We start from the raw sequence: 18,831 nt of genomic DNA, 5'->3' as shown, positions 1-18,831 counted from the left end.
CCGTGTGCTATCTCTCACTTCGTAACTAAATTTAGTTTAAAACGTTAAATATTTGATACCTATCGCGGTTACGCACTATTAAATACCTACAATTGGCCGCAGAAATTCTGTGACCAAGGAGTAGTGACATGTGTGCTAAAGGTATAACCCCCCAGGATCTTGCCGCCTACGGGATCCACAACGCCGGCGAGATCGTCTACAACCCAAGCTATGACCTCCTGTTTAAAGAAGAAACCGACCCTTCCTTAACGGGCTACGAGCGCGGCGTGGTGACCAACCTGGGTGCGGTAGCCGTCGATACCGGGATCTTTACCGGCCGTTCCCCGAAGGACAAATACATTGTCCGCGATGACGTGACCCGCGATACCGTGTGGTGGGCCGATCAGGGGAAAGGCAAAAATGACAACAAACCGCTCAGCCCAGAAGTCTGGGGCGAGCTGAAGCAGCTGGTGACTCAGCAACTCTCCGGTAAACGCCTGTTCGTGGTTGATACCTTTTGCGGCGCCAATGCCGACTCCCGCCTGAAAGTACGCTTTATCACCGAGGTCGCCTGGCAGGCGCACTTCGTGAAAAACATGTTCATCCGCCCGAGCGACGAAGAGCTGGCAGACTTTGAGCCGGACTTCGTGGTGATGAACGGCGCCAAATGCACCAATCCAAACTGGCAGCAGCAGGGGCTGAACTCGGAAAACTTCGTCGCCTTCAACCTGACGGAGCGCATGCAGCTGATCGGCGGTACCTGGTACGGCGGCGAAATGAAAAAGGGTATGTTCTCCATGATGAACTACCTGCTGCCGCTGAAGGGCATCGCTTCCATGCACTGCTCGGCCAACGTCGGCGAACAGGGTGACGTGGCGGTGTTCTTCGGCCTGTCCGGCACCGGTAAGACCACGCTGTCCACCGATCCGAAGCGCCAACTGATCGGCGACGATGAGCACGGCTGGGACGACGACGGCGTGTTCAACTTCGAAGGCGGCTGCTACGCCAAAACCATCAAGCTCTCCGAAGAAGCCGAACCGGATATTTACCACGCCATCAAGCGCGATGCGCTGCTGGAAAACGTCACCGTACTGGCCGACGGCAGCATCGATTTCAATGACGGTTCGAAAACCGAGAACACACGCGTTTCCTACCCGATTTACCATATCCAGAACATCGTCAAACCGGTTTCCAAGGCCGGCCACGCCACCAAGGTGATCTTCCTGACCGCTGACGCTTTTGGCGTGCTGCCGCCGGTTTCGCGCCTGACCGCTGACCAGACTCAGTACCACTTCCTGTCCGGCTTTACCGCCAAACTGGCAGGCACCGAGCGCGGTATTACCGAACCAACGCCGACCTTCTCTTCCTGCTTCGGCGCCGCCTTCCTGTCGCTGCACCCGACGCAATATGCTGAAGTGCTGGTTAAACGCATGCAGGCCGCCGGTGCGCAGGCCTACCTGGTGAACACCGGCTGGAACGGTACCGGCAAACGTATCTCAATCAAAGATACGCGCGGCATTATCGACGCCATTCTCAGCGGCGAAATCGACCAGGCGGAAACCATCACCCTGCCGATCTTCGATCTGGCGGTGCCGACGGCGCTGCCTGGCGTCGACCCCGCGATCCTTGACCCGCGCGCCACCTACCAGAGCGAAGCGCAGTGGGAAGAGAAAGCGCAGGATCTGGCGCAACGCTTTATCACCAACTTCGATAAATACACCGATACGCCGGCCGGGGCAGCCCTGGTCAGCGCCGGTCCAAAGTTGTAACCCTCTCTCAGCTCTTCACTCAAGGCGCGGCTTCCGCGCCTTTTTTGCGCCCCCGCATTGTTTAATAAACAACCGGGTGAGATAATAACGGCATTGCAATCATTGACAGCAACGGAGGGTTCAATGGCTACCATAACCGTCAGAAATCTCGATGATGAGATCAAAGAGCTGCTGCGCATTTCAGCCGCCAAAAATGGTCACTCCATGGAGGAAGAAGCGCGTATGATTTTAAAACAGGCGCTGACGAAAAAGCCGGCGCGTTACGGGCTGGGTACCTGGATGCATCAGCATTTTGCCGAATTCGGCGGCGTAGAGCTGGCGATCCCGCCGCGCGATGCCGTGCCGCCGCGCCGCGCAACCTTCGATGATGATGAGCAAGCATGATTATTCTCGACACCAGCGTGATCGCAGAAACGCTGCGCCCCAATCCGCATTACAACGTGATCAGCTGGCTGAACGAAAAAGATAATAGTGAGCTGTATTTAAGCGCCATCGTTGTCGCCGAGCTATTCAGCAGCGTGACCGGCATGCCGGACGGCAAACGCCAACGGGCGCTCAGGCTCCGGCTGGCGGAGGCGATTCAGATTAAATTTGATGAGCAGATTTTGCCGTTTGATGCCCTATGCGCCATGCAGTATGCGGAGCTGATGGACAGTAACCAAAGGCAGGGCACGCCGATGAGCATGCCCGATACACAGATCGCCGCCACCTGCCTGCAGCATGGCGCTACGCTTGCCACGCGCAACAGCAAAAGTTTTCTCCACTGCGGCATCGAGCTGATCGACCCCTGGCAGGTGCCGGCGGGGCAGCGCCTGCATGAAGACGCCGCCGAATACTATGTGATGAGCCGTAAATCCTGAAGGGCGCCTGGCGGCGCCCTTCAGCAGGAGGGTCAGGCCTTCTCTTTCGGCTGGCCGTTATTACCGTTGAGCGCATCGCGGGTAGCCATCGGTAACGGAATATAGGCGCGCATCCGCAAACCGCCGCGTTCGCTGACGCCAAACTCCAGCGCGCCGGCGTGGCCATCGATAATACGCTGCACAATCGCCAGGCCCAGACCGGTGCCGCTGGTGCTGCGCGCGCTGTCGCCGCGTACAAACGGCTGCAGCAGGTGCTTCAGCTCTTCCGGTTTGATGCCCGGGCCGTCATCTTCCACCTGGAACCAGCCGCGCTGCAGCTCGCTGCCGCTGCTGACCTTGATCCAACCGTTGCCGTAACGCGCCGCGTTGACCACCATGTTGACCACCGCACGCTTGATCGACAGCGGATGCACATTCATCATCAGCTCGCCTGGCGCCAGGCTGGCGTCAATTTCCCGCTCGTAGCCGCTTTCCGCCGCGATCACCTCACCCAAAATAGCGTTGAGATCGCACAGCTCCGTCTGCATCTCCTGACCGGTGCGCAGGTAGTCGATAAACTGTTCGATAATGTCGTTACATTCTTCGATATCTTTATTGATCGACTCCGCCAGATAACCGTCCTCGGCGCCCATCATTTCCGTCGCCAGGCGGATGCGCGTCAGCGGGGTGCGCAGATCGTGGCTGACGCCGGCCATCAGCAGGGTGCGGTCGTCCGACAGTTGCTTCACGCCGGAGGTCATCTGGTTAAACGCGCGCGTTACCGAACGCACTTCCGACGCGCCATATTCACGCAGCGGCGGCGGAATATTACCTTTGCCGACCTGTAGCGCCGCGTGTTCCAACTCCACCAGCGGCCGGTTCTGAATACGGATAAACAGCCAGGCGCCGCCGATCGCCAGCAGCATAATCGCCAGCGTATAGCGGAACAGCGGTGAGAAGTCGCCCTGATGAATCTCGGTCAGCGGCACGCGCACCCAGATATCCGGCGACAGCCAGGTTTTCAGCCAGACCACCGGCGTATTTTTGTTGACCTCGACGCGCACATCGGTCGGGCCGCCAAGCTGGCGCGCCATCTGCTGGCTGAGGAACTCATAGTGCTGCGCCCAACGCAGGCCGCTCTCTTCTGCGGCGGCATTGGTATACAGCGAGATCCCCAGCTCACGATAGATTTCCCGACGGAACGCCGGCGGCACCTCCAGCAACGTGCCGTCTTCCAGCTGCAGCCGATCGGTCATCAGCATACGCACTTCGTACGCCAAGACCTTATTAAACTGCTGCAGGCTGGGAAGGATGGCGAAGTTCAGCACCACCAGATAGGTCGTCACCAGGCTGACGAACAGCAAAGTGACGATCAACAACAGGGTTCGGGCAAACGAGCTACGCGGTGAAAAGCGCAATCGCCTCATGCCTTACTGCCGTCCGGTACAAAGACATAGCCCAGGCCCCAAACGGTCTGAATATAGCGAGGATGGGCGGGATCTTCCTCCACCATACGGCGCAGGCGAGAGATCTGCACGTCGATCGAGCGCTCCATGGCGCTGTATTCGCGGCCGCGCGCCAGGTTCATCAGCTTATCGCGCGACAGCGGCTCGCGCGGGTGGCTCACCAGCGCTTTCAGCACCGCAAACTCGCCGCTGGTCAGCGGCATCGGCTCGTCTTCGCGGAACATTTCACGGGTGCCGAGGTTCAGCTTGAATTTGCCGAAGGCGATCACCGCCTCTTCCTGCGATGGTGCGCCCGGCAGCTCATTGGCCTGGCGGCGCAGTACCGCGCGGATACGCGCCAGCAGTTCGCGCGGGTTGAACGGTTTCGGAATGTAATCATCGGCGCCGATTTCCAGCCCGACGATACGATCCACTTCTTCACCCTTGGCGGTGACCATGATGATCGGCATCGGGTTGCTCTGACTACGCAGGCGGCGGCAGATAGACAAACCGTCTTCCCCCGGCAGCATCAGGTCCAGCACCATCAGGTGGAACGATTCCCGCGTCAGCAGGCGGTCCATTTGTTCGGCGTTCGCCACGCTGCGCACCTGAAAACCCTGCTCGGTTAAATAGCGTTCCAATAGCGCACGCAGACGCATGTCGTCATCAACGACCAGAATCTTATGATTCTCTTGCATTGTATTACTCCCAAAGGCTGTATTGCCTGATGCGAATATTGTTAAAAAACCCTGTCATATCGGACAGCGATTAATGGTATATATTCTAGCCGAAATTGTTACAAAGCTTATTTATCAACTGTTTTCGTCACCCGGACGGAGGGCTCCCCGTCATTATTCACGCTGCTGCGCAGCATATCACATTGCGATAAAATGCCCGTCATACACCAGGTTATGCGAAAATCTGCGTGATAAAATCCCATGGCCGTTCCATTAAGGTGGGTAACGATGAGAACTCAATTAATAACCCGCGAAGGTTATAACAAACTTAAACAAGAGCTGGATTACCTGTGGCGCGAAGAACGGCCGGAGGTGACGAAAAAGGTCACCTGGGCGGCCAGCCTCGGCGATCGCAGCGAAAACGCCGACTACCAGTACAACAAAAAGCGCCTGCGGGAGATCGACCGCCGGGTGCGCTATCTGACCAAATGCCTGGAACAGCTGAAAATCGTCGACTACTCGCCGCAGCAGGAAGGCAAAGTCTTCTTCGGCGCCTGGGTTGAGGTGGAAAACGACGACGGCGACCTAAAACGCTTTCGCATCGTCGGCTACGACGAGATTTTCGGCCGCAAAGATTACATCTCCATCGACGCGCCGATGGCACGTGCCCTGCTGAAAAAAGAGGTCGGCGACGCCGTTACCGTCAACACGCCGCTCGGCGAAGCGCTGTGGTACGTCAATCAGATTGAATACGTTAAATAAATTTCAGCCTATTCCGAACCTTGCCTCACGCCAGCACCGCCCTGCGCTGCCGGCGCAGCGGCCGTGCGGCGCCGGCCAGGCACGCTGGCATTTTTCACCGGCAGTACGTATAACTGTCCCCTGTTTATTCACCGTTCTTAACAGATACCAGACTTATGAATGAGCCACTGAGCCGCATTATTGCAACAGAGCTGCAGGCGCGTCCGGAGCAAGTCGACTCCGCAATCCGCCTGCTGGATGAAGGTAATACCGTGCCGTTTATCGCACGCTATCGTAAGGAAGTCACCGGGGGCCTGGACGACACCCAACTGCGCCAGCTGGAAACCCGCCTGGGTTATCTGCGTGAACTGGAAGATCGCCGCCAGACCATCCTCAAATCCATTGACGATCAGGGCAAGCTGAGCGACGAACTGGCGGGCGCGATTAACGCCACGCTGAGCAAAACCGAACTCGAAGACCTGTACCTGCCCTACAAACCGAAACGCCGCACCCGCGGCCAGATCGCCATTGAGGCCGGTCTGGAGCCGCTGGCCGATACGCTGTGGCAGGATCCGCAACAGCAGCCGGAACAGTTGGCGGAACGGTTTGTCGACGCCGACAAAGGCGTGGCGGATGTGAAAGCGGCGCTGGACGGCGCACGCTATATCCTGATGGAACGCTTCGCTGAAGACGCCGCGCTGCTGGCCAAAGTGCGTAACTACCTGTGGAAGAACGCCCATCTGGTCGCCAAGGTAGTGGAAGGTAAAGAAGAGGAAGGCGCGAAATTCCGCGACTACTTCGACCATCACGAACCAATCGCCCAGGTGCCTTCGCACCGCGCGCTGGCAATGTTCCGCGGCCGCAACGAAGGCATTCTGCAGCTGTCGCTGAATGCCGACCCGCAGTTCGACGAAGCGCCGCGTGAAAGCCAGGCGGAGCAGATCATCATCAGCCATCTGGATCTGCGGCTGAACAACGCGCCGGCGGACGCCTGGCGCAAGGCGGTAGTCAACTGGACCTGGCGCATCAAGGTGCTGCTGCATCTGGAAACCGAACTGATGGGCACGGTGCGCGAGCGCGCCGAAGATGAAGCCATCAACGTCTTTGCCCGCAACCTGCATGACCTGCTGATGGCGGCGCCGGCCGGCATGCGCGCCACCATGGGTCTCGATCCGGGCCTGCGCACCGGGGTCAAAGTGGCGGTGGTCGACGCCACCGGCAAACTGGTGGCGACCGATACCGTTTATCCACACACCGGCCAGGCCGCCAAAGCCGCTGCCGCGGTCGCCGCGCTGTGCACCAAACATAACGTCGAACTGGTGGCGATCGGCAACGGCACCGCCTCTCGTGAAACCGAGCGCTTCTTTGCCGAGCTGCAAAAGCAGTTCCCGGCGGTCAAGGCGCAGAAAGTGATCGTCAGCGAAGCCGGCGCTTCGGTCTACTCCGCCTCGGAGCTGGCGGCGCTGGAATTCCCGAACCTCGATGTGTCGCTGCGCGGCGCGGTGTCCATCGCCCGCCGTCTGCAGGATCCGCTGGCGGAGCTGGTGAAAATCGAGCCGAAATCCATCGGCGTCGGTCAATATCAGCACGACGTCAGCCAAAGCCAGCTGGCGAAAAAGCTGGACTCCGTCGTTGAGGACTGCGTAAACGCCGTCGGCGTCGACCTGAACACCGCGTCGGTGCCGCTGCTGACCCGCGTTGCCGGTCTGACGCGCATCATGGCGCAGAACATCGTCAGCTGGCGCGACGAGAACGGCCGCTTCAACAACCGCGCACAGTTGCTGAAAGTCAGCCGCCTGGGGCCGAAGGCCTTTGAACAGTGCGCCGGCTTCCTGCGTATTAACCACGGCGACAACCCGCTGGACGCCTCGACCGTGCACCCGGAAACCTACCCGGTGGTGGAGCGTATTCTGGCCGCCACCCAGCAGGCGCTGCAGGATCTGATGGGCAACCCGAGCACGGTGCGCGGCCTGAAGGCCAGCGACTTCACCGACGAGCAGTTCGGCGTGCCGACCGTGACCGATATCCTGAAGGAGCTGGAAAAACCGGGCCGCGACCCGCGCCCTGAGTTCAAAACCGCTACCTTTGCCGACGGTGTGGAAACGCTGAACGACCTGCAGCCGGGCATGATCCTGGAAGGGTCGGTGACCAACGTGACCAACTTCGGCGCTTTCGTCGATATCGGCGTCCATCAGGATGGTTTGGTGCACATCTCTTCACTGGCCGACAAGTTCGTCGAAGATCCGCACACCGTGGTGAAAGCCGGCGACATCGTCAAGGTGAAGGTGATGGAAGTGGATCTGCAGCGTAAGCGCATCGCGCTGAGCATGCGCCTGGACGAGCAGCCGGGCGAAGGTTCGCCGCGACGCGGCGGTTCCGCGCCGGCGCGCGATCGCGATAGCGCATCGCGCCAGCAGGCCCAGCGGCCAAAAGCGCGCAACAACGCCCCGGCCGGCAACAGCGCCATGGGCGATGCGCTGGCGGCTGCGTTCGGCAAAAAGCGTTAACCGCCGCAGCGTCTCAGGCGGGGCCGTCCGGCTCCGCCTGTTTTAGATAAAACCCGCATTTTTTTGACCTGCCGCAACTCCGGCGCTATTTTTTCACCGCCCGTTACCGGTCTCTCTCTTCACCCTATGCGCACGGTCAAACACGTTCTCATTCACATTTTCATTAACATTCCGCTTTCATGGCGCTTATTTCTGCCATAACACAATGCGTTAACGCCATTGGCAGCACCAGGCCCTGTTAATGATAATTTCACCGATGTAGCAAGGCAGCATCATATCCTCACGCCAAGTTCACACCACGCTCAAATAAGAAAAAGTGGATGTGAATTTTTAATAAATTTAACGCATTTACCTCATTTGCCGCGCCGTCAGCCAGGTGATACAAGTAACGGCATACCGCATGCAGTCGATAACGAATCGTTACCAATAGCCACACTATCCGTATTGAATTGGATAATCGTTCTCACTATTATTCTTGTACGTGTTTATCTCTTATCGGCAGCGACCTGAAGCGGTGTCGGCGGCCGCCGTATTCAATGCCCGACGCGTTGGCGTAAACGCTCAGCGCGCCCAGAAAAATCAAGCAGGTCATATGCATCTACAGCCCAAACGCTCTTATAAGATCGCCGGTTTTTCGCCTGAAATCAGCCCGGCCTATCGACAAAAACTTTTATCGCTCGGCATGTTGCCCGGTTCATTATTCGACGTGATTCGCGTTGCCCCGCTCGGTGACCCGATAGAAATAAAGACCCGACGCGTCAGCCTGGTATTACGTAAAAAAGATCTCGCCCTGCTGGCGCTTGAAGCGCAACCGTAACGCCGGGCCGTCATCGACACTCTCATGCGGCATGAAAAATAATGATGAAAACACTCACCATTGGCTTAATCGGCAATCCGAATTCAGGGAAAACCACGCTGTTCAACCAGCTCACCGGCGCCCGTCAACGGGTCGGCAACTGGGCAGGGGTGACGGTAGAACGCAAAGAGGGTCAGTTCACTACGCCACAATCGCGGGTCACGCTGGTTGATCTGCCCGGCACCTATTCACTGACCACCATCTCCGAACAAACCTCGCTGGATGAGCAAATTGCCTGCCATTACATCCTCAGCGGCGACGCCGACTTACTGATCAACGTGGTCGACGCCTCTAACCTTGAACGCAATCTTTATCTGACGCTGCAGCTGCTGGAGCTGGGTATCCCCTGCATTCTGGCGCTGAACATGCTGGATATCGCCCGCAGCCAGCATATCCATATTGATGTCGCCGCCCTGTCGGCACGGCTCGGCTGCCCGGTGGTGCCGATGATTTCCACCAAGGCCGACGGCATCGGCGTGCTCAAACAGATCATCGATAACCACCAGTTCAACCAGCTCACCGCGCTGGTCAGCTACCCGCCGCTGCTGCTGCAGGAAGTCGACGCCCTCAGCGCCGCCATGCCCGAGACGCTGCCGAACGGGCAGCGCCGCTGGCTGGCGTTGCAGATGCTCGAAGGCGATATTTACAGTCACCAGTTGGCGGGCGACGCCGCCGCGCTGCTGCCGGCGGCCCGACATTCGCTGGAGCAACAGCAACAGGAGGATCCGGCGCTGGTGATTGCCGATGCGCGCTACCAGTCCATCGCCGCCATCTGCGACAGCGTCAGCGATGCACAGCAGGCGCGGCCGAACCGGCTGACCGACATGCTGGATAGCGTGATCCTCAACCGCTGGCTGGGCGTACCGATCTTCCTACTGGTGATGTACCTGATGTTCCTGCTGGCCATCAATATCGGCGGCGCGTTGCAGCCGATTTTCGATCTTGGCTCGGCCGCCCTGTTTATTCAGGGGATTCAATGGCTCGGTTATACCCTGCATGCCCCGGAATGGCTGACGATCTTCCTGGCGCAGGGCGTCGGCGGCGGCATCAACACCGTGCTGCCGCTGGTGCCGCAAATCGGCATGATGTACCTATTCCTGTCATTCCTTGAGGATTCAGGCTACATGGCGCGCGCCGCGTTCGTGATGGACCGGCTGATGCAGGCGCTGGGCCTGCCGGGCAAATCCTTTGTGCCGCTGATTGTCGGCTTTGGCTGCAACGTGCCGTCAATTATGGGCACCCGCACGTTGGATGCGCAGCGCGAACGGCTGATCACCATCATGATGGCGCCGTTTATGTCCTGCGGCGCCCGACTGGCGATTTTCGCCGTGTTCGCCGCAGCCTTTTTCGGCCAGCACGGCGCCGGCGTGGTGTTCTCGCTGTATCTGCTGGGCATTCTGGTGGCGATCCTGACCGGTCTGGTGCTGAAATACACCATTATGCGCGGCGAAGCCTCGCCGTTTGTGATGGAACTGCCGGTGTATCACGTGCCGCACCTGAAAAGCCTGCTGCTGCAAACCTGGCAACGGCTGAAAGGCTTCGTGCTGCGCGCCGGCAAGGTGATCGTCATCGCCAGCATTTTTATCGGCGGCCTGAACAGCTTCTCCTTCAGCGGCAAGCCGGTGGACAGCATCAATGATTCCGCGCTGGCCTCGGTCTCCAAAGTGCTGACACCGCTGCTGCAGCCAATGGGCGTGCACGGCGATAACTGGCAGGCTACCGTCGGGTTGGTGACCGGCGCGATGGCGAAAGAAGTGGTGGTGGGCACGCTGAACACGCTGTACACCGCTGAACACATCACTCACGAAGCGTTTGATGCCGAAAACTTCAACCTGCTGGATGAGCTGCACGCGGCGCTGCAGGAAACCTGGCAGGGGCTGAAAGACACTTTCAGCCTCAGCGTCCTGTCCAACCCGATCGAAGCCAGTAAAGGCGACGGCGAAATGGGCGTCAGTTCGATGGGCACCATGAGCAGCAAATTCGGCACGCCGGTTTCCGCCTACAGCTACCTGATCTTCGTGCTGCTGTACGTGCCGTGCGTCTCGGTTATGGGGGCCATCGCCCGCGAATCCAGCCGCGGCTGGATGACCTTCTCCATTCTGTGGGGGCTGAACATCGCCTATTCGCTGGCGACGCTGTTTTACCAGATTGCCACCTTCAGCCAGCATCCTCAGTACAGCCTGCTCTGTCTGGCTGCGGTGGTGGTGGTCAACCTGCTGGTGCTGTTCGGCCTGCGTAAAGCCCGCAGCCGCGTCACCGTCAGGCTGCGCAGCGTCGCCACAACGGGCGGCGACTGCTGCCAATCCTCACAGAAGGCGTGTCACTGATGGCCAGCCTGCTGCAGGTGCGCGATGCGCTGGCGATCTGCGGCAGCGCTCAGGCACAGCAGCTCAGCCGGCAGTTGAACGCGCCGTTGCCGCTGGTGCAGGCCATGCTCGATCGCTTAATTGCGTTGGGTAAAGCAGAATGCCGCGTTATGGATGACGGCGGCTGTCTGAGCGGCGCCTGCAAACATTGTCCGGAAGGGAAAGCCTGTACGACGCGGGTCTATCGGCTGAAGGCGTGAGCCAGGGGCGCGGCCATGCGCCCCCGGTTAATCAGCAATTACTGTTTGTCTTTATACACATCGGCGATGGCGCTGAATTTGCCGTGCTCGCGGCCCGCGATCACCACGTAATACTGCCCGCCCTTCTCATCGGCCAGTTTGGACAGCTTCTCTTTCGCGTCCATCGGCGAAGTGGTTTCCGCCGTGGTGCTCACCGTACCGATCTTCTCGTATTTTCCCGGATTCTTATCCAGATCTTCTTGCGTCAGCAGCGTGGCCGCCATGGTGCTGAAAGACACGGAACCCACAACCAGAGCAGCAACGATCATCTTCAATGATTTCATAACTCTACCTCTCAATGGATAATTTATACGTTATTCAGGTCGTCAAAATAAACACCTTGTGACAACAGGCTGCCGCGACGCCCGGAGGTTCGCCATTTCCCTGACGTTCCCCCTCACCCAGAGACTGAGCGCCGATATAAAAGAGCGGCTACAGAGCGCTTTCATTTGCAGCCAACACATTGACTTATTCAGTATCGGACAGCTTGGTTTTTTAGCCAGTTATCGCCGATATTTTTAGTCGGGCGTTGCGCTGGATCAAAGTGCGCCGTCGCCGACAAAGCGCAGGATCAGGTCGGCAAACTCATCGGGATGCGAGATAAACGGCGCATGCGCCGCCTTGGCGACCACCACCGAGCGGGAGTCCGGTGCCAGTTCATCCACCAGCGCCGCCACTTTGCGCGGCACCAAACCGTCCAGATAGCCGTAAATACGCAGCAGCGGGCAGCGCACATCGGCCAACTGACGGCGCAAATCAGCGGTGCGCAGAATATCCAGCCCGCCGTTCAATACCTCCACGCTCGGCATCGGCTGATTCAGCACCACCGATTTCAGCGTACGGGCGTCCTGGCGGGCGCTCTCGGTACCCAGCGTCTGCAGCGCCAGGAAGCGCTCCACCGTGCGCTGAAAATCCTCGCTCAGCTGATGCTGGAAACCACTTAATATTTCGGGACGAATCCCCGGCCAGTCGTCGCGGGCGGAGAAACACGGCGACGACGCCACGGTAATCAGACCGTTGACCCGCTGCGGCTGCGTCAGGGCGACCTGGCTGGCAACCAGCCCGCCGAGCGACCAGCCCAGCCACCAGGCCTGCTGCGGCGCCTGCGCCAGCACAACGTCCGCCATCTGCGCCAGCGTCAACGCCCCAAAGCCCTGACTGCGCCCATAGCCGGGCAGATCCACCAGGTGCAGCCGGAAATGCGGCGCCAGTCGCGTCAGCGCGCAACCCCAGACCTCGGCGTTCAGCCCCCAGCCGTGCAACAGCACAAGATCGCGATCGCCTTCACCCATTGTTTGCCAGTACAGCGCTGTCATCAGTTATTGTCCTTGTTTGACTCGTCACGGAGGACGCTATGCTAACAATCCGCAGCCGCTGTTGGCTATGCCGGCAGCCTTTGCGCCTGGCGCAACACGGTATCTGCAGCTACTGCCTGCGCCAGCTGCCCATGCCGCCGCCCTGCTGTCCGTGCTGTGGCCTGCCTGCCGGCGACACCCGTTACCCCTGCGGCCGCTGCCTGCAAAAAACGCCGCCCTGGCAGCGGCTGGTGTTCGTCGCCGACTATGTCAGCCCGCTGAGCCGACTGATTAAGCAGCTCAAGTTTCAACGCCGTCCGGAGCTGGCGCCGCTGCTGGCCAGGCTGTTGCTACTGCGCTGGCTGCACCTGCGCCGAGAGCAATATCTGAACAGACCCGAGATGATTTTAACGGTACCCTTACAGAAAATGCGCCGCTGGCGACGCGGCTATAATCAGAGCGAACTGTTGGCGGCGCCGCTGGCCCGCTGGCTGGGCTGTGAATATCGCCCGCAGGCGCTGCGGCGCATACGCGCCACCGCCGCACAGCAGCGCCTGACGGCACGACAGCGCAAACGCAATCTGCGCGGCGCCTTTCGCTGTGAGGATAATCTGGCCGGGCGGCACGTCGTCCTGCTGGATGATGTGGTAACCACCGGCAGTACGGCGGCGGAAATCGCCGCGCTGCTGCAGGCGCAGGGCGTCGCCTCATTACAGATATGGTGTATTTGCCGCACATTGTAGTGCCGGAATAATGGGCGTATTATAACCTACTATAGAAGTCAACTATTGAGCTAATGCTATGATTCGTATAACAGATGCTGCACAGGAACATTTTACCAAACTGCTGGCAAATCAAGAGGAAGGCACCCAGATCCGCGTGTTCGTGATCAATCCGGGTACGCCGACGGCCGAGTGCGGCGTGTCTTATTGCCCGCCTGACGCGGTAGAAGCGACGGACACCGAACTGAAGTTCGACAAACTGTCGGCCTACGTTGATGAGATCAGCGCGCCGTTTCTGGAAGACGCCGAAATCGACTTCGTTACTGACCAGTTGGGCTCGCAGTTAACGCTGAAGGCGCCGAACGCCAAAATGCGTAAAGTAGACGACGATGCGCCGCTGCTGGAGCGCGTCGAGTACGTCCTGCAATCGCAAATCAACCCGCAGCTGGCCGGCCACGGCGGCCGCGTGACGCTGATGGAGATCACCGATGAAGGCTTCGCCATTCTGCAGTTCGGCGGCGGCTGCAACGGTTGCTCCATGGTCGACGTTACGCTGAAAGAAGGGATCGAAAAAGAGCTGCTGCAGAAGTTCCCGGAACTGAAGGGCGTGCGCGATCTGACCGAACACCAGCGCGGCGAGCACTCTTACTACTAAGCGTGCCGCCACGGACACCATGCCGTCACGGCGGCATGGTGCCGACTGCCTACCCCACCGAACCGTTGCGCCGCCGGCGGTCTACATCTTTCAGCAGCAACGCAATCCGCCGATCGGCAAACATCGTTTCCAGCGTCTGCGACAGCTTACGCCGCCAGTTAGGATACTCCGTACTGGTGCCCGGCACATTCACCGGCGCCGCCATATCCAGCCAGTCTTCCGGCTGCAGGCCGAGCAACGCGCTGGCGCTGTCCGCCACATAACGCTGCAGCCCCCGGTTCAGCAACGGGCTCATCGCCAGCCGCGCCGCCTTGCCGCCCACCTTCTGCGGCACGCAGCCATAGTGGTGCAAGCCGTCCAGCAATCCTTGTTTGGCCCGTTCGCGGTCGGCGTACAGCCCCGCCAGTACCCCAGCGTCCGGGTACAGGCCGAGCGAAGCGCCCAGCCGCAGGTCATCGCCCTGCCAGTAGCCGCGCAGCGTCGGTAAATCATGGGTGGTGACAGTCGCCATCGCCTGCACCGGATAGGCCTGCGGCGCGCGGAAGCGGTTTTCGTCGTCCCGCTCGAAATACAGCACCTTGTAGGAATAGACGCCGCTGTCGCGCAGCTTGCCGACAATTTCCACCGGCACCGTCCCCAAATCTTCACCGATCACCATACAGCGCTGACGCTGGCTCTCCAACGCCAACACCGCCAGTAAATCGTCCAGCGGATATTTGACATAGGCGCCCTGGTCGGCGGTGGCGCCAGCGGGTATCCACCACAGGCGCAGCAGCGCCATGACGTGGTCGATGCGCAACGCGCCGCAGTCGGCCATGTTGGCGCGCAGCAGGTCGATAAACGGCTGATAGCCGCGCGCCGCCATCACGTGCGGATCCATCGGCGGCAGACCCCAGTTTTGCCCCAGCGGGCCGAGAATATCCGGCGGCGCCCCCACCGACGCCTGCAGGCAATACAGCTCGCGGTCGCACCAGGTTTCCGCTCCGCCCTGCGCCACGCCGACCGCCAGGTCGCGATACAGGCCGATCGGCATCTGCTGCTGCCGGCAGCAGGCGAAACAGTCGGCAAACTGCGCCGCGGCCAGCCACTGCAGCCACAGGTAGAACGCCACCTCCTCCTGATTGTCGCGGCAAAACGCCGCCGTCGCCTCGCCGTTGCTCTGACGGTACGCCGACGGCCACACCGGCCAGCCCCACAGCGTCGGATCCTGTGCGCACAGGTGGGCATGCAGGGCATCGAACACCGCCTGCTGATAAAGGCTGTCGCCGCCCTCGGCGATAAACAGGCGCAGCGCCTGGCGCTGTGGGTCATCGGCCGCCCGCGTCTGGAACTGGCTGAAGGCCAGCCGCAGCGCCGTCAGCTTCAGAGTGGTCACCGCCGCATAGTCGACCCATTCGCTGTCACGCGCCGCCGCCAGCTGTTTACGAGTCGCCGCCTGACGCCACCAGCGTTGCGCCGCAGCGCTGAGCTGGAAGTCCTCCACCGCGTTGACGTCGATATACACCACGTTCAGCCAACGCCGCGATGACGGACTGTACGGGCTGGCGCTGTTTGGATCTGCCGGATAGAGGGCATGAATCGGGTTCAGCCCGACGAACGCGCCGCCGCGCTCACCCACCTCCGTCACCATCCGCCGCAGATCGCCGAAATCGCCGATACCCCAGTTGCTGTCGGAACGCAGCGTATACAGCTGCACACAGGCGCCCCACAGTTTTTTACCGGTCAGCAGCGCGTCCGGTTCATAACAGCGTCTGGGGGCGATAATCAGCCGGCACTGCCAGCTCTGCTGTTGCTGCGTTAAACGCAGCTGATGATAGCCGAGCGGCAGTTCCCCGGCAGGCAGGGTAAACGTCTTGCCAGCGCCGGCGCGCCCCTGCAGCCGGACGCCGTCTTCGCGGATCAGCTCCCAGCCATATTCGCCGCTGCCCGCCAGCGGCAGCACGATCGGCTGACGCTGGAAAAACACTTTTACCGGCGGCAGCGGCGCTTCGCCGGCCGACGCCGCTTTGCTGTTCATCGCTGCCAGCAAAGCGCGCTTGCTTTCCGGCGTGATGGCCTGCTGCTGGCCGTGGGCATTGACATAGTCGGCCATAATGCCCGCCTGCGCCGCCACACGGTCGATGCTGTTACGATCCATTCACTCTCCTTAACGCCGGGTTTGCCAGATGCGCTGCTGATAATCGCGAATCGACCGATCCGAACTGAACATACCGACGCGCGCCGTATTGAGAATGGCGCTGCGCGTCCACGCCTGCGTATCGCGATACAGCCGGTCGGCCCGCTGTTGCGCCTGGCAATAGTCGGCAAAGTCCGCCAGCACCAGATAAGGATCGCCGCCGGCCTGCAGGCTGTGCAGCATCATTTCAAACGCCTGCTTATCACCGTGACTCAATGCGCCGCTTTCCAGCTCGGTGAGAATCGCATCCAGCTGCGCATCTTGCTGCCGGTAACGCAGCGGATCGTAACCGCCGGCCTGCAACGCCTTCACCTGTTCCACGGTGTTACCGAAGATAAAGATATTGTCCGCGCCAACCTGCTCGGCAATCTCCACGTTGGCGCCGTCCAGCGTGCCGATGGTCAGCGCGCCATTCAGCGCCAGCTTCATATTGCCGGTGCCGGAGGCCTCTTTGCCCGCGGTGGAGATCTGTTCGGACAGATCCGCCGCCGGGATCATCAGCTCCGCCACGGAGACGCGATAGTCCGGGATAAACGCCACTTTCAAACGATCCTTCACCTGCGGATCGTTATTGATCTTCTCCGCCGCCTGATTGATCGCATAGATGATGTTCTTCGCCAGGTAGTAGCCCGGCGCGGCCTTGGCGCCGAACAGGAACACCCGCGGCGCCATTTCCAGGTTCGGGTTATCGCGCAGCTGGCGATACAGCGACAGAATATGCAGCAGGTTCAGATGCTGGCGCTTATATTCATGCAGGCGCTTGATCTGTACGTCGAAAATCGCGTCCGGATCCAGTTTCAGCCCCATCACGCCGTGCACATAGTTGGCCAGCGCCACCTTGTTGTCGCGCTTTATCTGCCGGTACTGCTGGCGGAAGGAGGCATCGTCGGCGTACTGCTCCAGCCCCTGCAGCGCGTCGAGATCGCTCGCCCACTCTTTCTGCAGCCGGCTGTCGATCAGCGCCGACAGCGCCGGATTACACTGCTTCAGCCAGCGGCGCGGCGTAATGCCGTTGGTGACGTTATGGAATTTCTGCGGCCACAGCTGGTGATACTCCGGGAACAGATCCTTGACTACCAGATCCGAATGCAGCTGCGCCACGCCGTTGACCGCAAAGCCGCTGACCACGCACAGGTTGGCCATGCGCACCTGCTTGTCATAGTGCACCGCCAGTTTGGCCCATACCGCCTCGTTCTGCGGCCACTGCTGCTCCACCCGTTGGCGGAAGTTGGCGTTAATCTGTTTGATTATCGAGAAGTGGCGCGGCAGCAGGCTGCGCACCAGCTCTTCATCCCAGCACTCCAGCGCCTCCGGCATCAGCGTATGGTTGGTATAGGCGAAAGTGCGGCTGGTGATGCGCCAGGCGTCATCCCAGGCCAGCTGGTGTTCATCCAGCAGAATGCGCAGCATTTCCGGGATGGCGATGGTCGGGTGGGTGTCATTGAGCTGAATCACTTCATAGTCCGCCAGCTCTTCAATGCGTCGCCCGGCCTGATGGTGTTTACGCAGAATATCCGCCACCGAGCAGGCGCACTGGAAGTACTGCTGCATCAGGCGCAGGCGTTTGCCCGCCTGATGGTTATCATTCGGGTACAGCACCTTGGTCAGGCTGGCGGCGTCAACGCCCTGTTGCTCCGCCAGCAGGAAGTCACCGTCGTTAAACGCGCCCAGATCAAACGGCTGCGCATGCGTGGCCTGCCACAGGCGCAGCGGCTGGCTGACGCCGTTGCGGTAGCCCACCACCGGCAGATCCCAGGCTTCGCCGCGCAGCACCTGCGCCGGTCGCCACAGTTCGCGGCCGTCCGCCAGGGTTTCCAGCTCACCGCCGATGCCGACATCCACCGCCAGCGCGGCATTGTGACGGAACCACGGGTAACTCTCGCGCTGCCAGTCGTCCGGCGCTTCCTGCTGTTGCCCGCCGCTGAACGACTGGCGGAACAGCCCGTACTGGTAGTTCAGCCCGTAGCCGGTCGCCGGCTGCCCTACCGTCGCCATCGAATCGAGGAAACAGGCGGCCAGCCGCCCCAGCCCGCCGTTGCCCAGCGCCGGATCGGTTTCCTGCTCCAGCACGTCCGCCAGTTGAATCCCCTGCTCCTCCAGCGCCGCCGCCACCGTGTCATACCAGCCCAGATTGATCAGGTTATTGGCCGTCAGGCGGCCAATCAGAAATTCCATCGAAATATAGTTCACATGGCGCTGCGCGCTGTCCTGCCGCACGGGGGCAGGCTGCGCCGCCAGCTGTTCGGCCAGCGCGCCGCTGACCGCCTGCCACCACTGGTGCGGCGTCATCTGCTGGGCGGAACGCAGTCCGAGGTGCTGCCACTGGCGGGTCAGTGCCGCCAGAAAAACGTCCTTTTTAAGCGTAGGCTGTGACATAGGAGGCTCTCTATCCGATAAGTAAGTCAATGTCGGCTATCCTGCCGGGCGGAGAAAAACGGAACATCATCCCGCCCGGGGATTAGCTGGGGAGGAGGATTGGGGCGTAGCTGAAAGTGTGATCTGCGGCACTGTGCCAGCCACCGGGCGCGATGAAAAACGCTGACGCCGAGATGTAAAAAAGTGTGA

General features: G+C 60.3%; 16 protein-coding genes. 10 read left to right on the top strand and 6 right to left on the bottom strand.

The features are described 5' to 3' along the window. The first annotated feature begins 128 nt into the window (after window positions 1-128). From pckA to HF675_RS01175, 3 genes are all read left to right on the top strand, one after another. Window positions 129-1,748, top strand: a complete 1,620-nt coding sequence (pckA, locus tag HF675_RS01185) for a phosphoenolpyruvate carboxykinase (ATP) (RefSeq protein WP_105232939.1) — start codon at window positions 129-131, stop codon at window positions 1,746-1,748. 123 nt (window positions 1,749-1,871) lie between these two features. Then, on the top strand, window positions 1,872-2,132 hold the full coding sequence (locus tag HF675_RS01180) for a plasmid stabilization protein (protein ID WP_105232940.1): 261 nt from the start codon (window positions 1,872-1,874) through the stop codon (window positions 2,130-2,132). Beyond that, complete coding sequence (locus HF675_RS01175) at window positions 2,129-2,608, top strand: type II toxin-antitoxin system VapC family toxin (protein WP_187043932.1); 480 nt, start codon at window positions 2,129-2,131, stop codon at window positions 2,606-2,608. The genes HF675_RS01180 and HF675_RS01175 overlap by 4 nt, the downstream gene beginning before the upstream one ends. 32 nt (window positions 2,609-2,640) lie before the next feature. Here HF675_RS01175 and envZ read toward each other — a convergent pair whose 3' ends face one another. Together envZ and ompR are read right to left on the bottom strand one after the other, a co-directional pair. After that, on the bottom strand, window positions 2,641-4,014 hold the full coding sequence (envZ, locus tag HF675_RS01170; RefSeq protein WP_105232942.1) for a two-component system sensor histidine kinase EnvZ: 1,374 nt from the start codon (window positions 4,012-4,014) through the stop codon (window positions 2,641-2,643). Beyond that, on the bottom strand, window positions 4,011-4,730 hold the full coding sequence (gene ompR, locus HF675_RS01165; protein ID WP_004709363.1) for a two-component system response regulator OmpR: 720 nt from the start codon (window positions 4,728-4,730) through the stop codon (window positions 4,011-4,013). Before ompR ends, envZ begins: the two co-directional genes overlap by 4 nt. A 267-nt stretch (window positions 4,731-4,997) precedes the next feature. Here ompR and greB point away from each other — a divergent pair, with 267 nt between their 5' ends. The 5 genes from greB (at window position 4,998) to HF675_RS01140 (ending at window position 11,379) form a co-directional block, all read left to right on the top strand. Beyond that, window positions 4,998-5,471, top strand: a complete 474-nt coding sequence (gene greB / locus HF675_RS01160; RefSeq protein ID WP_105232943.1) for a transcription elongation factor GreB — start codon at window positions 4,998-5,000, stop codon at window positions 5,469-5,471. A gap of 155 nt (window positions 5,472-5,626) precedes the next feature. After that, window positions 5,627-7,957, top strand: a complete 2,331-nt coding sequence (locus HF675_RS01155) for a Tex family protein (RefSeq protein WP_111737908.1) — start codon at window positions 5,627-5,629, stop codon at window positions 7,955-7,957. A gap of 592 nt (window positions 7,958-8,549) precedes the next feature. Next, complete coding sequence (gene feoA, locus HF675_RS01150) at window positions 8,550-8,774, top strand: ferrous iron transporter A (RefSeq protein WP_105232945.1); 225 nt, start codon at window positions 8,550-8,552, stop codon at window positions 8,772-8,774. 44 nt (window positions 8,775-8,818) lie between these two features. Beyond that, window positions 8,819-11,140, top strand: a complete 2,322-nt coding sequence (feoB, locus tag HF675_RS01145; RefSeq protein ID WP_187044677.1) for a Fe(2+) transporter permease subunit FeoB — start codon at window positions 8,819-8,821, stop codon at window positions 11,138-11,140. Beyond that, a complete protein-coding gene (locus tag HF675_RS01140) occupies window positions 11,140-11,379 on the top strand; it encodes a FeoC-like transcriptional regulator (protein ID WP_105232946.1) in 240 nt (79 codons plus the stop codon). Before feoB ends, HF675_RS01140 begins: the two co-directional genes overlap by 1 nt. A 38-nt stretch (window positions 11,380-11,417) precedes the next feature. Here the strand turns inward: HF675_RS01140 and HF675_RS01135 are convergent, their stop codons facing one another. Further along, window positions 11,418-11,702, bottom strand: coding sequence for a YdgH/BhsA/McbA-like domain containing protein (locus HF675_RS01135; RefSeq protein ID WP_015962219.1), 285 nt, complete (start codon window positions 11,700-11,702; stop codon window positions 11,418-11,420). Window positions 11,703-11,957: 255 nt separating this feature from the next. Then, window positions 11,958-12,734 (bottom strand): pimeloyl-ACP methyl ester esterase BioH, encoded by a 777-nt coding sequence (bioH, locus tag HF675_RS01130; RefSeq protein WP_105232948.1) that lies wholly within the window; start codon window positions 12,732-12,734, stop codon window positions 11,958-11,960. A gap of 38 nt (window positions 12,735-12,772) precedes the next feature. On the opposite strand from bioH, the gene gntX reads away from it, so the two are divergent. Then, complete coding sequence (gntX, locus tag HF675_RS01125; RefSeq protein ID WP_111737909.1) at window positions 12,773-13,456, top strand: DNA utilization protein GntX; 684 nt, start codon at window positions 12,773-12,775, stop codon at window positions 13,454-13,456. 58 nt (window positions 13,457-13,514) lie between these two features. After that, on the top strand, window positions 13,515-14,090 hold the full coding sequence (gene nfuA, locus HF675_RS01120; RefSeq protein ID WP_015962222.1) for a Fe-S biogenesis protein NfuA: 576 nt from the start codon (window positions 13,515-13,517) through the stop codon (window positions 14,088-14,090). Between the two features lie 49 nt (window positions 14,091-14,139). Here nfuA and malQ read toward each other — a convergent pair whose 3' ends face one another. Further along, complete coding sequence (gene malQ / locus HF675_RS01115) at window positions 14,140-16,227, bottom strand: 4-alpha-glucanotransferase (protein ID WP_187043931.1); 2,088 nt, start codon at window positions 16,225-16,227, stop codon at window positions 14,140-14,142. A gap of 9 nt (window positions 16,228-16,236) precedes the next feature. Continuing rightward, complete coding sequence (gene malP, locus HF675_RS01110) at window positions 16,237-18,642, bottom strand: maltodextrin phosphorylase (RefSeq protein WP_105232951.1); 2,406 nt, start codon at window positions 18,640-18,642, stop codon at window positions 16,237-16,239. Window positions 18,643-18,831 lie beyond the last annotated feature (189 nt).

The organism is Serratia sp. JUb9, assembly GCF_014298095.1.
Classification (GTDB): Bacteria; Pseudomonadota; Gammaproteobacteria; order Enterobacterales; family Enterobacteriaceae; genus Serratia_B; species Serratia_B rhizosphaerae.
This window is presented reverse-complemented; position numbering and strand designations above follow the sequence as displayed.